The sequence below is a fragment of the Subdoligranulum sp. DSM 23681 genome (genome assembly GCF_057005535.1).
Window position 1 is genome coordinate 2253920 of sequence record NZ_CM168050.1, and the last position, 18545, is coordinate 2272464.

The following is an 18545-nucleotide window of genomic DNA, read 5'->3' on the forward strand; positions in this document are numbered from 1 at the left end:
GCCGGGGTTCGGATCTTGTACAAAAACGGCGGCGGTACCGTCCGGGGGACCGCCGCCGTTTGCTGCATCGGGATACAGGCAGATTCCGGTATAAAAGGAGGTGCATGACCGGAAAGCAAGGGTATCTGCGGCACAGGGTCCTTTGTTCAAAACCTGTTATGGAAAGAAGGGCAGAGCTAATGAAAAAGAAATTTCGTGCGGCATCCCTGCTGCTGGCCACGGTGATGGCGGCGGGCTTGCTGGCCGGGTGCGGCGGTTCCGGTTCGGACGGCAAGATGATCATCCGCATCGGCCACAACCAGTCCACCAACCACCCCACCCACATTGCGCTGGTGAAATTTGAGGAATTCATCGAGAGCAAGCTGGGGGACAAATACGATGTGGAAGTCTTCCCCAGTGAGCTGCTGGGCTCCCAGAACGAGATGGTCCAGCTGACCCAGACCGGTGCCATCAATTTCTGCGTGGCCTCCAACTCCCTGCTGGAGACTTTCAGCGATAACTACACCCTGTTCAACCTGCCGTATCTCTTTGCGTCCAGCACGGCCTACCACGCCGCCATGGATGACGAGAGCATCACCGGCCCCATCTTTGAGTCCACCAAGCAGGCGGGCTTTGAGGCCGTGACCTGGCTGGATGCGGGCACCCGCAACTTCTACACCGTCAACACCCCCATCGAGAGCCCTGCCGACCTGAAGGGCCTGAAGATCCGGGTGCAGCAGTCTCCCACCAACGTGGAGATGATGAACCTGCTGGGCGGGTCCGCCACCCCCATGGGCTTCGGCGATGTGTACACCGCCCTGCAGTCCAAGATCATTGACGGCGCCGAGAATAACGAATTGGCCCTGACCGACAACGGCCACGGCGATGTGTGCAAGTACTATTCCTACGACATGCACCAGATGATCCCCGACATCCTCATCGGCAACGTGGACTTCCTGGACGGCCTGAGCGAGGAGGAACGGGCCATCTTTGACGAAGGCTTCGAGCTGGTCAACCAGGTCCAGCGGGAAGAGTGGGGCACCGCCGTGGAGGCGGCCAAGGACCGCGCCCAGAATGAGCAGGGCGTGCAGTTCCTGTATCCGGACACCAAGCCCTTCCAGGAAGCCTGCGAACCCATGCATCAGGAAATGCTGGAAAAGTACCCCGACCTGAAACCCATCTATGATGCCATTCAGGCCTACAACGAGCAGTATCCCACCGATACCGAGGGAGGTGAAAACGGATGAAAGCCTTGAGAAATGTACTGACCAAAGCGCTGAACGTGCTGGCCGGTGTCAGCTTTATCGCCATGGTCCTGCTGACCTGCTGGCAGGTCTTTACCCGGTACGTACTGGCAAACCCCTCCTCCTGGTCGGAGGAACTGGTCTCCTACCTGTTTGCCTGGGCCAGCCTGTTGGGCGCTTCCCTGATCACCGGGGAGCGGGGCCACATGAACATCCCCATCCTGGTGGACCGCATGAGCCCGCCGGTGCAGAAAGCCCTGAACATCTTCGGCGAACTCATCGCCTTTGCCTTCTCGGGCATCATCCTGGTCTACGGCGGCATCGAGATCTCTCAGCTGGCCATGGGCCAGATGACCTCCTCCCTGGGTGTGGCCGTGGGCGTGTTCTATGTGGTCATGCCCCTGTGCGGCGTACTCAACATGATTTACACCGTCCTGAATATCGTGGATATCTGTAAGGGCGAAACCCAAGAAACAAAGGAGGCGTAAGACATGGCCATTCAATCTCTGATCATCATCGTCGTTGCGCTGGCGGTGCTGCTGGTTGTGGGCGTGCCCATCTCCTACGCCATCGGCATCTCCTCGCTGATCGCCATTCTGCAGACCGTTCCCCTGGACATCTCGGTGGTCACCGGTGCCCAGCGTATCTTCGTGGGCATGAGCAAATTCAGCCTCACGGCCATTCCGTTCTTTATCCTGGCCGGTAACCTGATGAACCAGGGCGGCATCGCCAAACGATTGGTGGACTTCGTCATGGCCCTGCTGGGCAAGCTGCCCGGGGCCCTGCTGGTCACCAACGTGGGCGCCAACGCTCTGTTCGGCGCCATCTCCGGCTCCGCTTCCGCCGCTGCCGCTGCCGTGGGCAGCATGGTGGAGGAAGGGGAGGAGGAGCAGGGCTACGACAAGGCCCTGTGCGCTGCCACCAACGGCGCCTCCGCCCCCTCCGGCCTGCTGATCCCGCCCTCCAACGCCCTGATCACCTACTCCCTGGCCGCGGGCGGCACTTCGGTGGCAGCCTTGTTCCTGGCCGGCTATGTACCCGGCATCATCTGGGCCATCGCCTGCATGGTGGTGGCGATCATCATCGCCAAAAAGAAGGGCTACAAAGGCACCCCCGGCAAGTTTGACTGGAAAAACCTGGGCCGCGCCACCCTGGCCGCCCTGCCCAGCCTGTCCCTGATCGTGGTGGTCATCGGCGGCATCGTGGGCGGTATCTTCACCGCCACCGAAGGCTCCGCCATCGCCGTGGTGTACGCCCTGATCCTGGGCATCTGCTACCGCAACATCACCCTCAAATCCTTCTGGAACATCGTGGTGGAAAGCGCCAAAATGAGCGGCATGGTCGTCTTCCTCATCGGCGTGTCCAACATTCTGGGCTGGGTCATGGCCTTTACCCAGATCCCCCAGGCTATCTCCGAAGCCCTGCTGGGCGTGACCACCAACCCCATCCTGATCCTGCTCATCATGAACGTGATCCTGCTGGTGGCCGGTACCTTCATGGATGTCACCCCCGCCATCCTTATCTTTACCCCGCTGTTCCTGCCCATCGTCAAGACCTTCGGCATGGACCCGGTGCAGTTCGGTCTGATCCTGGTGTACAACCTGTGCATCGGCAACATCACCCCGCCCGTGGGCAACACCCTGTTCGTGGCCATCAAGGTCGGGCGCACCAGCCTGTCCAAGGTCATGCCCTACATGCTGGCCTATTATGCGGCCATCCTGGTGGGCCTGCTGCTGGTGACCTATGTACCCTTCATCAGCCTGGGCCTGCCCCAGATGGCCGGACTGCTGTAAGCAGCAGACGGAGCTCCTTTCCCGGTACAACAGGGGAGAGGGCGCACCTGCGCGGTGCGCCCTCTCCTTTTTTCTTTTTATGCCTTATGCGCTGTGGTAGACCCACTGCCCGCTTCCGGCCTGGGTCTCCTCATACCAGCCGGCGGCTGCGGCGGTCCGGGTCGGGTCCAGAATCCGGACCCGGCGCACCGGCCGTGTACCCAGCAGGGCCACCAGCAGAAGCACCGAACACACAAGAAATAAAAGACTGGCCAGATGCCGCCTGAAAGTTCTGCTTTCCATCATTGAAAATCCCGTCCTTTCCGCGCCGGCGGGGCGCCCGGATGTTTTTGATGCTACCCAGCATACCGGGGCCATGTATCGGGAATGTATCGCCGGAGCAAAAAAGAAAAAATTCTTTTTTATAATCCAGATTTATCTGTATATAACCGGAATTTATTTGTGTTTTTTTCCAGTTTGCGGTATGATAAATACGATGTAAAACGCCGGGAAACTGTCCGGCAGAAACTCCGATTCGGAAACAGTGGGGGCGTTGCGCCACCCCCGGCAGGAGGTTTGTATGAAAGTTGTTGTCATCGGCGGCGTAGCCGCCGGTACCAAGGCGGCTGCCAAGCTCAAGCGGGAACAGCCGGATGCCGAGGTTGTCATCTACACCAAGGGGCAGGACATCTCCTACGCGGGCTGCGGCCTGCCCTACTACCTGGGCGGCGACATTCCCACCCGGGAGGACCTGATCGTCAACACCCCCCAGAAGTACGCCGGACTCACCCGGGTGCAGGTCCACACCGGCCAGGAGGCCGTCGCCCTGGACGCTGCTGCCAAGACCGTGACCCTGCGCGCTGTGGATACCGGCGCTGACCACACCGAAAACTACGACAAGCTGATCCTGGCCGTGGGCGCCGAGCCCTTCGTGCCCGGTGTGCCCGGAACCGACCTGCCCGGTGTCTTCAAGATGCGCACCCCCGACGATGCCATCGCCGCCCGGGATTATGTGGACAAGAACGCCTGCCGTCGCGCTGTGGTGGTGGGCGGCGGCTTCATCGGCCTGGAAGTGGCCGAAAACCTCATGGCCAAGGGTGTTTCGGTCACGGTGGTGGACATAGCCAACCAGCTCATGCCCAACATCTTTGACCCCGAAATGGCCGGCTACGTCAAGCGCAAGCTGCAGGAAGCGGGCATGCGCATCATGACCGGCACCGCCCTGCAGGGCATCACCGGCACCGACAAGGCCACCGGCATCACCACCGACGCCGGTCCCATCCCCGCCGACATGGTGGTGCTGGCCATCGGCATCCGTCCGGCCACCGCCTTCCTGGCCAACTCCGGCCTGGACATGTTCAAGGGCACCATCAAGGTGGACGACAAACAGCAGACCAACCTGCCCGACGTCTACGCCGTGGGTGACTGCGCCATGGTCCACAACGCCCTGACCGGGGCACCCCAGTGGTCCGCTATGGGCTCCACCGCCAACATCACCGGCCGCTGTCTGGCCCGCAACCTGGCCGGCCATGAAAGCCTGTACGGCGGCTGCCTGGGCACCGGCGTGGTCCGCCTGCTGGAAACCCTGAACGCCGGCCGCACCGGCCTGACCGAAGCCCAGGCCAAGGACGCGGGCTTTGACCCCGTCACCGTGATCTGCGTCACCGACGACAAGGCCCATTATTATCCGGGTGCCGACAGCTTCGTCACCAAACTCATCGCCGACAAGGCCACCCACAAGCTGCTGGGCATCCAGGTGCTGGGTGCGGGCGCTGTGGACAAGATGGTGGACATCGCCGTCACCGGCATCTCCCTGGGCGCCACCCTGGAAAGATTCAACACCCTGGACTTTGCCTACGCGCCGCCCTTCTCCACCGCCATCCATCCCTTTGTGCAGGCCTGCTACATTCTGGAGAACAAGCTCTCCGGCGCGTTTGAGACCTTCACCCCCGCCGAGTACGCCGCCGGCGCCGCCGCGGACTATCAGGTCATCGACGTGCAGCCCGAAGCCAAGATCCCCGGCGCCCGCTGGGTCAACCTGTCCCAGGTCACCGGACCCATCGAGGGCCTGGACAAGGACGCCAAGCTGCTGCTGGTCTGCGCCAAAGGCAAGCGTGGCTACTTCCTGCAGAACCGCCTGAAGTCCTTCGGCTACACCAACACCCGGGTGCTGGAAGGCGGCGCCTATTTCAACAAGGTGAAGGTCCCGGTCACCAAGGGCACCCTGACCCCCGAGGAGATCAAGCGGGTCAAGGGCCTGGGCTGCCTGCAGGACAAGCGGTACCCGGATGTGTTCAACGTCCGCGTCATCACCCGCAACGGCAAGATCACCGCGGCGGAACAGCGGGCCATCACCGAAGCTGCCGAAAAGTTCGGCTCCGGCGAGGTCACCATGACCACCCGGCTGACCCTGGAGATCCAGGCCGTGCCTTACGCCAACCTGGAAGACCTGATGGAATACCTGCAGCAGGCGGGCCTGCGCACCGGCGGCACCGGTTCTCTGGTGCGCCCGGTAGTTTCCTGCAAGGGCACCACCTGCCAGTACGGCCTGCTGGATTCCTTCGGCCTGAGCGAGAAGCTGCATGAGCGCTTCTACATCGGCTACCACAACGTCACCCTGCCCCACAAGTTCAAGATCGCCGTGGGCGGCTGCCCCAACAACTGCGTCAAGCCCGATCTGAATGACCTGGGCATTGTGGGCCAGCGGGTTCCCATGATCGACCCCGCCAAGTGCCGCAACTGCAAGATCTGCCAGGTGGAGAAGAACTGCCCCATCCATGTGGCCAAGCTGGAAAACGGCGTGCTGCACATCGATCCCGATGCCTGCAACCACTGCGGCCGCTGCAAGGGCAAGTGCCCCTTCGGCGTGACCGAGGAGTTCATGGACGGCTACAAGATCTACATCGGCGGCCGCTGGGGCAAGAAGGTGGCCCATGGCCATCCCCTGGACAAGATCTTCACCTCCGAGGAGGAAGTGCTGGACGTGGTGGAACGCGCCATCCTCTTCTTCCGCAATGAAGGCATCACCGGGGAGCGCTTCGCCGATACCATCGACCGCCTGGGCTTCGACTATGTGCAGAACAAGCTGCTCACCGAGCCCATGGACAAGGAAGCGGCCCTGAAGAAGACCGTGGTGGGCGGCGCCACCTGCTAAGCGCAGACAAGGCCGCAGACAATCACCGATTACCCGAAAAAAGCAAATACGGATCTGCCGGACCGCAAGACGGAAAAGGGCATTAAAACGATCCTCTGCTTGTCTGAAACACAAAGCAGCAGGGGCGTGGTGTACCCTCAACGCTGGGCGGTCCGGCTTTTTTCGGTCAAGAGGGGAAAATCTATCTTTGACAATCGGGAAAGGAACAACACATGAAAAAACTGCTTGCAACCCTTCTGGCCCTGGGCCTGCTGGCCGGCTGTTCGGCGGCACCCTCCGCCACCACCGCCGAAGAGGCCGACACCGCCGAGACCGCCGCGGTGACCACCGCCACCCCGGAATCCGCCGACGGCCCCGTGACCATCGTGGACGACCTGGGCCGCAGCGTCACCGTGGACCATCCCCAGCGGGTGGCGGTGCTCATCGGCAGCTTTGCGGATGTGTGGTGTCTGGCGGGCGGGTCGGACAGCCTGGTGGCCACTGCCCACGATGCCTGGACCTACTTCGATTACCTGCCCCTGGACAACGTGACCGACCTGGGCGCCAGCAAGGAGATCAGCCTGGAAACCCTCATTGCCACCGAGCCGGACTTCATCGTGGCCAGCTGCAACACCCAGCTGGACCTGGATTTCATGCCCACTTTCGAGGAGATGGGCATTCCCGCCGCCTACTTTGAGGTCAGCACCTTTGAAAGCTACCTGAGCATGCTGGACCGCTGCACCCAGATCACCGGGGACACCGCCGCCTACCAGACCAACGGCGCAGACGTGCAGGCCCAGGTGGACGAAGCCATCGCCCGGGCGGACGGCAGCCAGCCTTCGGTTCTCTACATCCGGGTGTCCAGCTCCGGCTGCAAGGTCAAGAACAGCCAGGACAACGTTCTGGGCGAGATGCTGGCCGCTCTGGACTGCGTCAACATTGCCGACCGGGAAAACTCCCTGCTGGAGGACCTGAGCATGGAAGTCATCCTGCAGGAGGATCCGGATTACATCTTCCTGGTCTACCAGACTGCCGACCCCTCCGTGGCCGAGGCGGTGGCCGACGAGACCCTGCGCAGCAACCCGGCCTGGAACAGCCTGCGGGCCGTGCAGGAGGGCCGCTGCTATGTGATGGACCAGACCTTGTACAACCTGAAACCGAACGCACGTTGGGGGCAAGCCTATGAACAGCTGGCGGATATCCTGTACCCGGCTGCGTGAGCACCCGGCGGCGGTGGCAGTGGCGCTGGCGGTGCTGACCCTGGCCCTGGCGGTGCTCAGCCTGTGTATGGGGGCGGTGGAAGTCACCCCTGCCCAGGTCCTGCAGGCCCTGTTCACCAATGACCCGTCGGAGGTCTCCGCCCGGGTGGTGCTGTACTCCCGCCTGCCCCGCACCTGCGGCAGCCTGCTGGCCGGGGCCGCCCTGGCCGTGGCCGGGGTGCTCATCCAGACGGTGCTGGCCAACCCCCTGGCAGCGCCCCATATCATCGGGGTCAACGCCGGGGCGGGGCTGGCCGTCACCATCAGCTGTGCCATTGCCCCCATGGCCGCCGTGCGCCCCCTGGCTGCCTTTGCGGGGGCCATGGCCGGGGTGCTGCTGGTACTTTTATTTGCCGAGAGCACCGGCGCCTCCCGCATCACCCTGGTGCTGGCGGGCGTGGCCATTTCCAGCATCTTCAGCGCCCTCATCGACGCGGTGACCACCCTCTACCCGGACGCCCTCATCGGCTACACCGACTTCCGCATGGGCGGTCTGGCCGGGGTCACCATGGCCAAGCTGGCCCCGGCGGCGGTGCTCATCGGCATCAGCCTGGTGCTGGCCTTCTCCCTGTCCGGCCTGCTGGATGTGCTGGCCCTGGGCCCCGAGACCGCCCAGAGCCTGGGCCTTTCGGTGCGGCCCACCCGGCTGCTCTTCCTCACCCTGGCGGCGGCTCTGGCCGGGTCAGCGGTGAGCTTCTGCGGGCTGGTGGGCTTTGTGGGCCTGCTGGTGCCCCATGGGGTGCGCTCCATCGTGGGGGAGGAGAGCCGCCCTCTCCTCCTCTGCTCCGCTTTGGGCGGCGCGGCCCTCATGACCTTGTGTGACCTGGTGGCCCGCACGGTGGCGGCTCCCTTTGAGCTGCCGGTGGGCACCATCCTGAGCATTCTGGGCGGGCCCTTTTTCCTGTGGCTGCTGGTCCGCCAGAGAGGAGGCCGCACCCATGATTGAACTGCAGCAGGTGCAGGCCGGGTATCATAACCGCCCGGTGCTGCGGGGGGTGGACCTGGCTTTCCGCCCCGGGGAGGTGCTGGCCCTCATCGGGCCCAACGGCAGCGGCAAAAGTACCCTGCTGCGCACCGCCTTGGGGCTGCTGCCCTGCACCGGTGGGCAGGTACTGTACGACGGTGTGCCCCTCACCCAACTTTCCCCCCGGCAGGTGGCCCGACAGGCCGCCTTTCTGTCCCAGAACCGGACCACCCCCAACATCACCGCCCAGCGGATGGTGCTCCACGGGCGGTTCCCGCACCTTTCCTATCCCCGGCATTACCGGCCGGAGGACAAGGTCATTGTGCGGCAGGCGCTGGAAGAGGCCGACGCCGCCGACCTGGCCGACCGCCCCATGAACGAGCTCAGCGGCGGCCAGCGGCAGAAGGTCTATCTGGCCATGGCCATCGCCCAGCAGACCCCCACCGTGCTCATGGATGAACCTACCACTTTCCTGGACATCGCCCACCAGCTGGGAGTCATGCAGATGGCCCGCCGTCTGGCGGCCGGGGGACGGGCGGTGGTGCTGGTGCTCCATGACCTGCCCCTGGCCATGGGCGGCGCCCACCGGTTGGCCGTCCTGCAGGACGGGCTGCTGGTGCAGAGCGGCACCCCCGAAGAAATCTACGAAAGCGGCGTGCTGGAACCGGTATTCAACATCCGGCAGGGCCGCACCCAGACCGCCGACGGCTGGCGGTATTACTGCGAGCTGCCGCATAAGGAGGAAGGATAAATGCCCCTGTTCCCCATGTTTGTGAATCTGCAAAATGCCCCGGTCCTCCTGGTGGGGGGCGGCACGGTGGCCCTGCGCAAGGCGGAAAAGCTGCTGCCTTACGGGCCGCACATCACGGTGGTGTCCCCGGCCATCGCTCCCGAACTGGCGGCGCTTCCCGGCCTGACCCTCTGTCGCCGTGCTTTTGCAGAAAGCGACCTGCAGGGCCCGCCCGCCCTGGTCATTGCCGCCACCGATGACGCTTCCCTCAACCACAGAATTTCCGCCCTGTGCAGGGCACAGCGCATCCCGGTGAACGTGGTGGATGACCTGGCAGCCTGCGGCTTTGTCTTCCCGGCCCTGGTGCAGCGGGGGCGGCTGTCGGTGGGCATCTCCACCGGCGGGGCCAGCCCCACGGCGGCGGTGTGGCTGAAGGAGCGCATCGAAGCCCTTCTGCCGCCCCACTTCGCGGCGGCTCTGGACCGGCTGGAAGCCCTGCGCCCGACCCTCAAGGCCCGGGTCCCTGACGAGCATGCCCGGGCTGAACGTTTCCGCGACGCTTTTGAGCGGGAGCTGGCGGTGCCTGCCGAACCTGCTGCCCGGACACCGGCCGGCCATGTGGCCCTGGTGGGAGCAGGGTGCGGCAAAGCGGACCTGATCACCGTGCGGGGGCTGCGGCTGCTGCGGCAGTGCACCGCCCTGGTGTACGATGACCTCATCGACGACAGTCTGCTGGATGAGCTGCCTGCCGACGCCCAGACCTTTTACATGGGCAAGCGCAGCGGCCACCATGCGGCCCCTCAGGGAGAGATCAATGCCAAACTCATCGAGTTGGCCCGGGCCGGACACCGGGTGGTGCGCCTGAAAGGCGGGGATCCCTTCGTTTTCGGCCGGGGCGGGGAGGAAGCCCTGGCTTTGCGTCAGGCAGGCATCGACTTTGAGGTGGTGCCCGGAATCTCCTCGGCCATCGCCATTCCCGGGGAGGCGGGCATCCCGGTCACCCACCGCGCCCTGAGCCGGGAGGTGCACATCATCACCGCCCACACCCGGGCCGAGAAAACCCCCGACTACCGCCGGTATGCGGCGCTGGAAGGCACCCTGGTCTTTCTCATGGGCCTGCAGCGGCTGGAGAAGATCGCCGCCGACCTGCAGGCAGGGGGCATGGCGGGGGATACCCCCGCCGCCGTCATCAGCGGCGGCAACGCCGCCCACCGGGCTGCCGTGCGGGCCTCCTTGTCCGGGATCGCGGCGGCTGCCCGACAGGCCGGGGTCCAGGCCCCCGCCGTCATTGTGGTGGGCCCCACCGCCGCCCTGGACCTGTACGCCGATTTCCAATAAAAGAAAAACGGGAGAGCGAATTTTCGCTCTCCCGTTTTTTCATGCCTTTGTGTGGGCTTTGCGCCGCCGCCGGAGCAGCGCCGCCGCTGCCAGCAGGACCACCGCGGCACCGATGCCGCCGATGGCCAGGGGCAGGGGGATCCGGGGCTGCACCACCGCGGCCAGGGTATCCTCCCCCGGCTGGACGGTGAACACCAGGTAGCTGCCATCGGCGGTGGTGTCGGCCCGCCGCCAGCTGCCGTCCGCATTTTTCAGGTAAACGGCGGTGTTTTTCTGCTGGGGCAGGTAGTGCAACTGCCAGGAGGAACCGGCCGTTTCGGGCAGGGTGAACTGCCAGTTCTCGGTGTGCTGTCCGGGCACCAGGGGGGCTTCGTCGCTGGCTGTCATGGTCAGGTCCCCGGTGCCGAAGCTGCCCTCCGCCAGCAGGATGGGGCGGCCGTCTGCCCGCTGCTCGGTGCCGGACACCACAGTGGAAAGGGGCGTGTATACCGCGTCAATGACCTGGTCAAAGCGGATGTTCTCGGTGACGAAGGCGGGCCAGGAGGCGGTGCAGCCGTCCTTGGCCGGAATGGCCGGGGCCGCACCGGCGTCAAAGCTGCCGCCGTAGTCCACTGTCACGCTGCCCACCACGGCGCCGTCCGCCCGGAAGGTCAGCACAATGGTCCGGAACGCTTCGGGAAGCCCTTCCTGCTCGGTCAGGGCGGCAAACTCCGCAAAAGACAGGGGTTCGGCCTGTCCGGCATAGCTCACCCCGTCAATGCCGCCCAGGGTGTCGCTGACAAAATAGTTGCCGCTCTGTTCCGCGTCTTCACTTTGCAGCAGGTCGGTCAGGGTTCCGGATTCCAGGCCACCGGCCACGGCGCCCACCTGTTCGGTGCCTTCGGCCAGCACCAGGGCCCGACAGCCGGTGATGGTGGTACCGCTGCCCGCAATGCCGCCCACATGGGCGGCTCCGTCCAGACGGCATTTGGCGGCGCAGTCCCGGATGGCGCTGCGGCTGCGCCCCGCAATGCCGCCCACATAGTTCACATCTTCCTCGCTCAGGTCGGCGTAGTTGCGGCAGCCCATCACCGTGCCCATGTCCATGCTGCCCACAATGCCGCCGGCAGCCTCCTTCTTCACCTGCACGGTGCCGGTGTTTTCGCAGTCCCGCAGGACCACCCGGGTCTTGTAGGTCACGTTCAGAGAACTGTTTCCGCTGATCTTGGTGTCGTCTTCCGGGTCCAGATCATTCTCCCGGGCCATGGCCCCGGCAATGCCGCCGGCATTCAGGTCGGCGTTCACGCTGCCCTCGTTGCGGCAGTTGAAAACCTTGCCCTCGGTATCGCTCTCGGTGTCACTGTCCGACACATCCTCAAACAGGTCGGAATTGTCCTGGGGTTCGGCGGCACCCAGCAGAGTGTTGCCGATGACATTCAGCTGGTCGGTGATGGCCTGGATGTCCTGGATCAGGGCTTGTGTGTGGTCCCCGGTGTTGGTGGTCAGGCTGCCCACCCCGTCCATGATGGAGGTCAGGCTGCCGTTCAGACTGTTGCGGGCGGCGGTGATCTCGTCCCGGCCGGTCACCTCCACGCTGGGCACGGTCAGGGTCAGCTGCCCGTCCAATGTCAGGGACCCTTCGTGCTGCAATTCGTTGTCGATATCCAGACTGGGGGCCCCGTGGGTGACTTCGCTGCGGTCCGCCGGTTCTTCTGCCGGTTCTTCGGGGACCTCCGGCACCGGTGTCTCTGCGGGCACCGGTGTTTCTGCGGGCTGGGGCGTCGGGGTGGCTTCCGATTCCGGCGGGGAAGACGGTTCCTGGGAAGGTACCGGCGTGACCTCAGGCGCCACGGTGGGGGTGGGGGAGGAATCGCCGATGCCCAGGTCGGTATCGGCGTTGGTGTCGCTGCTGCCGGTGAGCTTGGTCAGGTCGGTAAGAGTGACTTCCTGGGTGCCGATGCTGATGCTGTTGGCCAGTTTGTCCAGCAGGGAATCTACCGCCGTGCGGGCGGAGTCCACCTGGTTCTGCAGGTTGGTCAGCCGTCCGGTCAGTTCGCTGGAGGAGGCTGCCGCATCCTGGTTGGCCTTGTTCATCAGCCCCTGCAGGGTGCTCAGCTCCCCCTGCAGCTGCTGCAGGGTGTCGGCGCTGTACTGCAGCATGCTGGAAGGCTCCATCTGGCCCACGATGCCGCCGCCCTCCTTGCGGGCGTGGATGGTGCCGTAGTTGACGCAGCCTTCGATGTAGCCGGTCTGGCTGCCCGCAATGCCGCCCACGTTGTAGCCGATGTGGTCATACCCCACATCGCCCCGGTTGACGCAGGCCCGGATGACCCCGGCAGAGCTGCCCGCCACGCCGCCGATGTCGGTGATGTCGGCAGCGCGCTCGGTCTTGAGCAGGTCCTCCGCCGTCAGGTCTTCCAGTTCCACCTCGTTTTGGCTCACGGTGGTGTTGACCGCAGACAGGTTGCTGCACCCGGTCACCACACCGTCGTTGCTGCCCACAATGCCGCCGATGAAGTGGTCGCCGTAGACGCTGCCGGTGACCGTGCAGCCGGAAATGACCCCGTCGGCGGTGTTCACCCCGGCCATGCCGCCCACCTGGCTGGTGCCGGTGACGGTGCCGTCAAAGCGGCAGTTTTCGATGGTGCCGGCGTTCTGCCCCGCAAATCCGCCCACCTGGGCCCGGGTGCCCCCGGGCTGTACGGTGCCGGAAGCGGTGGTGTTGTACACAGACCCCGAGGTCTGAATGTACCGGAACAGTCCCTGCACGCTGCCGTCGGCGGTCAGGTTCAGGCCGCTGATCGTGTGGCCCTGGCCTTCCCACCGGCCGCCGAAGCTGGGAATGCCCCCGAAGCCGGTCCCGCTCAGGTCGATGTCTTCATCCAGGTAGATGATTTTGTCCTGGCTCCAGCTGTCCAGACGGCAGTTCTCCGCCAGTTGGACCAGGTCTTCGGCGTCGTTCAGATGGATCACGCCTGCCTCTTCCTCGGCCAGGGCGCCCAACGGCAGACAGCAGACCAGCAGGGCCGCGCTCAGCAGGGCACAAAGGCCCCGTTTCACTGTCTTGGTCATCATACTTCCTCCCCTTCGGTGTAGTTCTGGGCCCAGACCTCCGCGTCGGAAACCTCCTGCGGCAGGCAGTAGTCGGGCTGGGTGGGTTCGATGGTGGTGCCGGAGGTCACCGCCGCATGCAGGGTGCCGTTCAGGGTACCTTTGATCTCGGCGTCGATGACACCGTTCACATACCCGCGCACCCGGCCGCTTACGCGCATGCTGCCGCTGGCGGTGCGGTTGATGCGGGTCAGATCGATGGGGGCTTTCATGGCAAAGCTGGTGCGCTCCACGATCACATCGCCGATGAGCAGGATCTGGGGCAGCACCGCCAGCACCAGCAGGATGGAGACCACCGTGCCCCGGCCCAGGCAGGTGCCGATGGCCGCAATGACCGGGTTGGTGGTCATGACGCCGATCAGGGCGCCAGCCACCGCCAGGATGGTGCCGGAGGTGAAGATGGTGGGGAAGGCCTGGTTCAGCGCCGTGATCATGGCCTTCTGGATGGGCATTTCCTTCTTCAGGTCGGTGTAATGGCTGGAAATGACGATGGCGTAGTCGATGTTGGCGCCCATCTGGATGGCGTTGACGATGAGGTAGCCCAGGAAATACAGGGGTTCATTCTGCAGGGTGGGCACCGAAAAGTTGATCCAGATACTGCCCTGGATGACCAGGATCAGCAGGATGGACAGACCCACCGACTGGAAGGTGAACAGCAGGATCAGCACCACGAACAGGGCCGACAGCACGCTGATGAGCACGTTGTCCTGCACGAAGGAGCTGGACAGGTCCTTCACGTTGGTGGAGTTGCCTACCACATAGTAGTCTCCGCTGTAATACTGCCCGATGATGTTGTGCATGGTGGTCAGGAAGTCCATGGTCTCGTCACTTTCTTCCGGCAGGTTCAGGTAGACCACCATCCGGCTGTATCTGTCGCTCTGCAGCTGGACCTGGGCCCAGTTCAGCTGGTCGAACAGCTCGTCCAGGGTGTCCTGCATCTCCCCCTCCAGGGTGATGTTGCCGTCCTTCATCTCCCGCTGCAGGAACATGAACATGTCGAACAGGGGCACCTTGTAATCCCCGATGCCGCTGAGCACGCTGCCGTACTGGTTCTGGTCCACGGCGTACACCGCGTACAGGGCTTCCGCTGCCTCGTAGTCGATGCCCGCGATCTCCGAAAGCTGCCGCGGGGTCACGGCGTCGGCCAGCATGTAGCCGTCCAGGGCCTCGGTGTTGGCCAGCCCCTGGGCGGAATCCACCTCCGGGCAGGCTTCCAGCTGGTCCAGGATCTGCCGCTCGGCCTCGTAGTTGCCCTTGGGCACGATCACCGCCACCATGTTGTTGTTGCCGAAGGTGTTCTTGATCTTCTGGTGGGCGATCTGGCTCACGCTCTGTTTGGGTGTCACCAGGTCGGTGAAGCTGTAGCAGTAGGGGCACTGGTTGGCCAGCACGGCGGCAATGACCACCACCACCACAAAGATGGGCGGGATGATGAACCGGGTGGCCACGTCAAACTTGCCCAGGAAGGTGATCTGGGGAATGAGCTTGCGGTGGCGGGTGGCGTCGATCTTGCGGCTGAAGACCATGAGCAGCCCGGGCATGAGGGTGAACACCGACAGCAGGCTGAACAGGATGGCCTTGATGAGCACGGTGGCCATGTCCCGCCCGATGCCGAAGTGCATGAAGGCCAGGGCCGCCAGACCGGAGATGGTGGTCAGTGAGGAGGAACTGATCTCCGGAATGGCCTTGGACAGGGCGGCGATGCAGGCCTCCCGGGTGTCCTTGGTCTCGTGCTCATCGGAAAAGCGGTGGCACAGGATGATGGCGTAGTCGATGGCCAGGGCCAGCTGCAGGATCACCGTCACCGAGTTGGAGATGAAAGAGATGGTGCCGCACAAGAAGTTGGTGCCCATGTTCAGCAAAGCGGCGGCCCCGAAGGTCAGGATCAGCACCGGCACTTCAGCGTAGGAGCGGGAGGTCAGGGTGAGCACCATCACGATGATCACCGCGGCAATGACCAGAATGACCCCCATCTCGTTGGCCAGGTCGGCGGACATGTCCTGCCCAACCTCGGTATCCACATAGACGTCATACCCGGCCAGCGCCTGGTCGATGCCGTCCAGGGCCTGCAGGCTGATCTCATCGGTGGCTGTCCCGTCAAAGGTCACGGTATACAGGGCCGAAGCCTGCTTATAGTGGTCGGCGGTGTCGTCGAACTCCACACTGTACACCCCGTCCACCCCTTCCAGGGTCCCGGCCAGGTCCCGGGCCGTGTCGTAGGTCACGTTGGAGACCATCACCCGGGCCGTGCCGAAGGTGGTGAAATTGTCGTTCATTACGGTCAGACCCTGGCGGGTCTCGGTGTCGGCGGGCAGGTAGGTGGTGATGTCGTTCTCCACCTTCACCCAGCCCGACGCCACAACACTGAAAATCAGCGCCAGAGCGTACAGCAGGAAGAAAAGATTGCGCTTGTCCACAATAAAGGTGGCAATCTTTTCCATCCCGCCGGTTTTCGGCTTCTTTTCTTCCATGGCAGAAAAATCCTCCCGTTGCAAGGTAAAAAAGCAGCCTTTTCCAAGGCTGTCATTCTATCTTAATACGGGAACCCTGCAAAAACCATATACAATTTTGAACATCTGTCAAAAGAAAGAAAGAAAATGAGCAAGGCAGACGGACTGATCCCGCCGGCACACAAACAAAAAAAGCAGGCAGAAACTTTCGTTTCTGCCTGCTTTTGGTCGAGGTGACAGGACTCGAACCTGCGGCCTCCTGGTCCCAAACCAGGCGCGCTACCAGCTGCGCAACACCTCGGCGGTATTACTCATTATAACCGCTGAGGCGGCGCCCGTCAAGCGCGGGGCCGGGGTTCCGTCCATTTGAATCAATAGGTCTGGGGCTGTTCTTCGCCAGTCATGACGCGCAGGGCACCCTGGGCCAGAGCCAGCAGTTCGTCCTCACCGGGATAGACGGTGATGGGGGCGATCCAGCCGATCTTCTGCTGCAGGATCTCCCGGGTGTAGTCGCTGTAGGCGATGCCGCCGGTCAGGATGATGGCATCCACCTTGCCTTCCAGCACGGTGGCCATGGCGCCGGCGTCCTTGGCGATCTGATAGTAGAAGGCATCCTGCACCAGCTTGGCGAACTTGTCGCCCTCGTGGGCCATCTTGTCCACCACACGGGCATCGTTGGTGTGCAGATAGCCGTTGAAGCCGCCGTTGCCGCAGATCTTCTTGTAGATCTCCTTCTGGGTGTACTTGCCGGAGAAGCACATCTTCACCAGATCACCGGCGGGCACGGTGCCGGCGCGCTCGGGGCTGAAGCAGCCCTCGCCGTCCAGGATGTTGTTCACGTCGATGACCTTGCCCTTGCAGTGGGCGCCCACGGACACGCCGCCGCCCATGTGGATGACGATGAGGTTCAGGGCATCATAGGTGGTGCCGTGCTCCTTGGCATACCGGCGGGCCACGGCCTTCTGGTTCAGGGCGTGGAAGATGCTGCGGCGGGGCAGTTCGGGCATGCCGGACAGACGGGCCTGGTCGGACAGTTCATCCACCACCACGGGGTCTACAATGTAGGAGGGCTTGCCGATGGCGTCGCCGATCTCCCGGGCCAGGATGCCGCCCAGGTTGGAGGCATGCTGCCCCTGCACACCGGCGATCAGGTCGGCCAGCAGGGCGTCGCTGACGGGGTAGGTGCCGCCCGGAATGGGCTTGAGCAGGCCGCCGCGGCCCACGATGACATCAAAGGAATGGATGTCGCAGTTATCTTCCTTCAGGGCGTCCAGGATGATCTGCTTGCGGAAATCCTTCTGGTCGATGATGGAGGCATACTTGGCGATCTCCTCGGTGGGATGACGCAGGGTCTTGTCGAACAGCAGGGTCTCGTCCTCAAAAACGCCGATCTTGGTGGAGGTGGAACCGGGGTTGATGATAAGGCTCTTGATAGACATGGTAGCTCGCTTCCTTCTTCAAATGTTATTCTTCTCTTACCGTTCTCGCGGAATCAGCGCTCACTTATTCAGGGCAGCTGCCACCACAGCGGCCAGGGCGATGGAGTTGACCTTGGTCTGGAAGGAGTCGGAGCGGCTGGTCAGGATGGCGGGCACCTTGGTGCCGGTCAGGATGCAGCCGTTCTCGCACTTGGCGGTGTGCACCAGGGTCTTGTAGACCAGGTTGCCGGCCTGGATGTCGGGGAACAGCAGCACGTCGGCCTTGCCGGCGGCGGGGCGGTCCTGGGCGCCCTTGTGGGCAGCGGCTTCGGGGTCAATGGCAATGTCCATGGACAGGGGGCCATCCACCACGCAGCCGGTGATCTTGCCTTCTTCACACATCTTGCGCAGCTCGTCGGCGTCCACGGTGCAGGGCATCTTGGGGTTGACAACCTCAACGGCGGCCAGGGGCGCCACCTTGGGGCATTCCACGCCGCAGGCATGGGCCACTTCCACCGTGTTCTCGATGATATGGACCTTGTCCTCCAGGGTGGGGTAGGTGATGAAAGCCACGTCGGACAGGAACAGCAGCTGCTCCACGCCCTCGATCTGGAACACGGCCACATGGCTCAGGGTCTTGCCGGTGCGCAGGCCCACTTCCTTGTCCAGGATGCTCTTCAGGAAGGTCTTGGTGTCCAGCAGGCCCTTCATGTACATGTCGGCTTCACCGTCGTGGGCCAGCTTCACGGCCTTCAGGGAGGCGGCGGTCTTGTCCGGCTCGTTGATGATGCGGTAGTCGGACAGGTCGATGTTCATCTCGGCGGCGATGGCGCGGATCTTGGCCTCGTCACCCACCAGGATGGCGTCGGCGATGCCCTGCTTGTGGGCTTCGGCAACGGCTTCCAGAACGGCGTCGTCCTCGGCGGCGGCCACCGCAATGGTCTTCTTGCCGCATTCCTTGACCTTGGAGATCAGTTCGTCAAAACTCTTGACCATAAAAAAACACCTCGTTTTGTCATCACAAAGCTGAGTGGCCGCGGCGGGAATACCGCGGCACAGGCAGTATCTGTTAAAAGAATAACACCTGCCGGCCGGACGGTCAAGCCCCCTGCAGGAATTTGTCGCCGGATTGTGAAGAAAGTCACTGCAAAGGGAAAAGTGAAACATT

13 protein-coding genes and 1 tRNA gene are annotated in these 18545 nt (G+C 63.5%); 8 read left to right on the plus strand and 6 right to left on the minus strand.

Annotated features, from left to right (window positions below; all coding sequences use genetic code 11):
• The first annotated feature begins 179 nt into the window (after window positions 1–179).
• The 3 genes from AC127K_RS10375 to AC127K_RS10385 are packed head-to-tail and all read left to right on the plus strand — an operon-like array spanning window position 180 to window position 3016.
• On the plus strand, window positions 180–1226 hold the full coding sequence (locus AC127K_RS10375; protein ID WP_294540250.1) for a TRAP transporter substrate-binding protein: 1047 nt from the start codon (window positions 180–182) through the stop codon (window positions 1224–1226).
• Window positions 1223–1711 carry a TRAP transporter small permease gene (locus AC127K_RS10380; RefSeq protein ID WP_294540252.1) on the plus strand — a complete coding sequence of 163 codons (489 nt, stop codon included), beginning with the start codon at window positions 1223–1225 and terminating at the stop codon, window positions 1709–1711. The genes AC127K_RS10375 and AC127K_RS10380 overlap by 4 nt, the downstream gene beginning before the upstream one ends.
• Before the next feature lie 3 nt (window positions 1712–1714).
• On the plus strand, window positions 1715–3016 hold the full coding sequence (locus AC127K_RS10385) for a TRAP transporter large permease (protein ID WP_483720538.1): 1302 nt from the start codon (window positions 1715–1717) through the stop codon (window positions 3014–3016).
• An 84-nt stretch (window positions 3017–3100) separates the two neighbouring features.
• On the opposite strand, the gene AC127K_RS10390 is transcribed toward AC127K_RS10385, so the two are convergent.
• Complete coding sequence (locus tag AC127K_RS10390) at window positions 3101–3301, minus strand: hypothetical protein (RefSeq protein ID WP_483720539.1); 201 nt, start codon at window positions 3299–3301, stop codon at window positions 3101–3103.
• Between the two features lie 274 nt (window positions 3302–3575).
• Here AC127K_RS10390 and AC127K_RS10395 point away from each other — a divergent pair, with 274 nt between their 5' ends.
• The 5 genes from AC127K_RS10395 (at window position 3576) to cysG (ending at window position 10419) form a co-directional block, all read left to right on the plus strand.
• Window positions 3576–6149 carry an FAD-dependent oxidoreductase gene (locus tag AC127K_RS10395; RefSeq protein ID WP_483720540.1) on the plus strand — a complete coding sequence of 858 codons (2574 nt, stop codon included), beginning with the start codon at window positions 3576–3578 and terminating at the stop codon, window positions 6147–6149.
• A 212-nt stretch (window positions 6150–6361) separates the two neighbouring features.
• Entirely contained in the window at window positions 6362–7348 is a 987-nt protein-coding gene (locus tag AC127K_RS10400) for an ABC transporter substrate-binding protein (protein WP_483720541.1), read from the plus strand.
• On the plus strand, window positions 7311–8333 hold the full coding sequence (locus tag AC127K_RS10405) for a FecCD family ABC transporter permease (RefSeq protein WP_483720542.1): 1023 nt from the start codon (window positions 7311–7313) through the stop codon (window positions 8331–8333). Before AC127K_RS10400 ends, AC127K_RS10405 begins: the two co-directional genes overlap by 38 nt.
• Window positions 8326–9102 (plus strand): ABC transporter ATP-binding protein, encoded by a 777-nt coding sequence (locus AC127K_RS10410; protein ID WP_483720543.1) that lies wholly within the window; start codon window positions 8326–8328, stop codon window positions 9100–9102. The genes AC127K_RS10405 and AC127K_RS10410 overlap by 8 nt, the downstream gene beginning before the upstream one ends.
• Window positions 9103–10419 (plus strand): siroheme synthase CysG, encoded by a 1317-nt coding sequence (gene cysG / locus AC127K_RS10415; RefSeq protein WP_483720544.1) that lies wholly within the window; start codon window positions 9103–9105, stop codon window positions 10417–10419. It abuts the gene before it with no gap.
• A gap of 39 nt (window positions 10420–10458) precedes the next feature.
• Here cysG and AC127K_RS10420 read toward each other — a convergent pair whose 3' ends face one another.
• From AC127K_RS10420 to ptb, 5 genes are all read right to left on the minus strand, one after another.
• Window positions 10459–13473, minus strand: coding sequence for a GLUG motif-containing protein (locus AC127K_RS10420; protein ID WP_483720545.1), 3015 nt, complete (start codon window positions 13471–13473; stop codon window positions 10459–10461).
• Window positions 13470–15980, minus strand: coding sequence for an efflux RND transporter permease subunit (locus AC127K_RS10425; RefSeq protein WP_483720546.1), 2511 nt, complete (start codon window positions 15978–15980; stop codon window positions 13470–13472). Before AC127K_RS10425 ends, AC127K_RS10420 begins: the two co-directional genes overlap by 4 nt.
• Before the next feature lie 204 nt (window positions 15981–16184).
• Window positions 16185–16260, minus strand: a tRNA-Pro gene (locus tag AC127K_RS10430).
• A 70-nt stretch (window positions 16261–16330) separates the two neighbouring features.
• On the minus strand, window positions 16331–17398 hold the full coding sequence (gene buk, locus AC127K_RS10435; protein WP_294540274.1) for a butyrate kinase: 1068 nt from the start codon (window positions 17396–17398) through the stop codon (window positions 16331–16333).
• A gap of 60 nt (window positions 17399–17458) precedes the next feature.
• A complete protein-coding gene (ptb, locus tag AC127K_RS10440) occupies window positions 17459–18373 on the minus strand; it encodes a phosphate butyryltransferase (RefSeq protein WP_294540276.1) in 915 nt (304 codons plus the stop codon).
• Between the last annotated feature and the right edge of the window lie 172 nt (window positions 18374–18545).

What these genes read in the sequence shown, in the direction of transcription:
- ptb (WP_294540276.1), bottom strand. Translation starts at nt 18,373, where the DNA reads ATGGTCAAGAGTTTTGACGAACTGATCTCCAAGGTCAAGGAATGCGGC.
- AC127K_RS10400 (WP_483720541.1), top strand. Translation starts at nt 6,362, where the DNA reads ATGAAAAAACTGCTTGCAACCCTTCTGGCCCTGGGCCTGCTGGCCGGC.
- buk (WP_294540274.1), bottom strand. Translation starts at nt 17,398, where the DNA reads ATGTCTATCAAGAGCCTTATCATCAACCCCGGTTCCACCTCCACCAAG.
- AC127K_RS10380 (WP_294540252.1), top strand. Translation starts at nt 1,223, where the DNA reads ATGAAAGCCTTGAGAAATGTACTGACCAAAGCGCTGAACGTGCTGGCC.
- cysG (WP_483720544.1), top strand. Translation starts at nt 9,103, where the DNA reads ATGCCCCTGTTCCCCATGTTTGTGAATCTGCAAAATGCCCCGGTCCTC.
- AC127K_RS10385 (WP_483720538.1), top strand. Translation starts at nt 1,715, where the DNA reads ATGGCCATTCAATCTCTGATCATCATCGTCGTTGCGCTGGCGGTGCTG.
- AC127K_RS10375 (WP_294540250.1), top strand. Translation starts at nt 180, where the DNA reads ATGAAAAAGAAATTTCGTGCGGCATCCCTGCTGCTGGCCACGGTGATG.
- AC127K_RS10395 (WP_483720540.1), top strand. Translation starts at nt 3,576, where the DNA reads ATGAAAGTTGTTGTCATCGGCGGCGTAGCCGCCGGTACCAAGGCGGCT.
- AC127K_RS10390 (WP_483720539.1), bottom strand. Translation starts at nt 3,301, where the DNA reads ATGATGGAAAGCAGAACTTTCAGGCGGCATCTGGCCAGTCTTTTATTT.
- AC127K_RS10425 (WP_483720546.1), bottom strand. Translation starts at nt 15,980, where the DNA reads ATGGAAGAAAAGAAGCCGAAAACCGGCGGGATGGAAAAGATTGCCACC.
- AC127K_RS10405 (WP_483720542.1), top strand. Translation starts at nt 7,311, where the DNA reads ATGAACAGCTGGCGGATATCCTGTACCCGGCTGCGTGAGCACCCGGCG.
- AC127K_RS10420 (WP_483720545.1), bottom strand. Translation starts at nt 13,473, where the DNA reads ATGATGACCAAGACAGTGAAACGGGGCCTTTGTGCCCTGCTGAGCGCG.
- AC127K_RS10410 (WP_483720543.1), top strand. Translation starts at nt 8,326, where the DNA reads ATGATTGAACTGCAGCAGGTGCAGGCCGGGTATCATAACCGCCCGGTG.